The 1,349-nt window shown below is 60.0% G+C and carries 1 pseudogene; it reads right to left on the bottom strand.

Going from position 1 to position 1,349, the window contains the following annotated elements:
- Positions 1-80: 80 nt before the first annotated feature.
- Positions 81-623, bottom strand: a pseudogene (locus tag AC1Q61_RS32720) (serine hydrolase domain-containing protein); the annotation flags it as partial.
- Positions 624-1,349: the final 726 nt, after the last annotated feature.

Genomic DNA, 1,349 nt, shown 5'->3' with positions numbered 1-1,349 from the left:
CAGCAGGGACTAAATCCAAGCCGGGTGGTGAATTTTCGTCCGACGATCACCGATCACTTTTCATCCGACGTTGACACGCCCAGGCGGCGGTGGTCCGGAGTGGCCGAAGCAAGGGCATCGGCGATGCTGTCGTGATCGAGCATCGCCAATCGGCCGGGAACCAGCCCTCGTACACGATGTAGCCCAGCCCGGTGGGTCAACAGCTGCCGTACGGTCACGGTGTCCTTACCGGCGCTTGCGAATTCGGGCCAATACTCTGCGACGGGTGTGTCGTAATCGATCAGCCCGCGTTCGACAAGACGGTGCAAGACCGTACTGGCGACGCCTTTTCCGGTGGAGAAAGACACGGACACGGTGTCAGGTTGCCAGCGGGTATCTCGGGTCGACCACCCGGACCAGATATCGACGACAGGTTCCCCTCCCAGATATACCGCCAGTGCGCCGCCGCCGCTGGAGGGGCGCTCGAAGAGGCGAAAGAACTGTGCGGCCAGCTGACCGAACCGTGGATCGACGAGCATGACGCGTGGAGTGGACCGAACCGGGGACTCTGCTGAGACATCGCGAGGGAGCCTGGATGTATCGGCAGTCGGGAGTCGCTCCTCGAACTCGGGGAGGTTCGTCATGACGTCCACTTCTCTTCAGTCGGCGGTCGCTGATTACCACCTCGTTACTTCTCTGAAACGCCTCGTGGATCGGGAGGATTCCTCGGCTGGGTCTCTTGTGACAAATGGTGCCGAAGTGCTCTCGAAAGAAGGACGTGCGGCAGGATGCGGAGCCTTGGCCGCACCTGTGGATTCGAGCCGAAAGACCCTGTGTGTGCGTTGTGAAAGGGCGCACCATGAGGGAGGAAGCGTGAGTTCTCCGCTGGAGGGAGTGCGGACGACACGCATGGAGACGTTGGAGGCCTCGCTGTGATGTACGACCATTATTCGAGCGGTTGGAGTTGGGGTTACCTCCTGATGTTCGTAGTTACGGCCCTGTTCTGGGGTCTGCTGATCTTGGGGATCTTTCTGCTTGTTCGCTATGCCGGACACGGACCACCGGAGTCGGCGAGTCGGCCGTCCGGTAGCAGTCCGCCGGCAAGTTTTCCGCCGCCGCAACACAGCGCAGAACAACTTCTTGCCGAGCGATTCGCGCGTGGGGAAATTGATGAGAACGAGTATCGAAGCCGATTGGCGATTCTGCGAACAGACCGATCCCCCTGAGGGATTCGGTACGAGCAAAGAAGGAGGTGACAGCCATGGATGCCATGCAAATGTTTCACATGTTCATGTGTCGACGGCCATCGTAAGCTCCCCACTGGCGGCCATTTATGGCGCATTTTGTGGCCATGGTTTCTCCCCGCGTAC

The sequence above is a fragment of the Rhodococcus sp. MPR-R1B genome (assembly GCF_058793255.1).
Note: the sequence above shows the minus strand (reverse complement) of the source record. Positions and strands in the feature narration are given on the sequence as shown.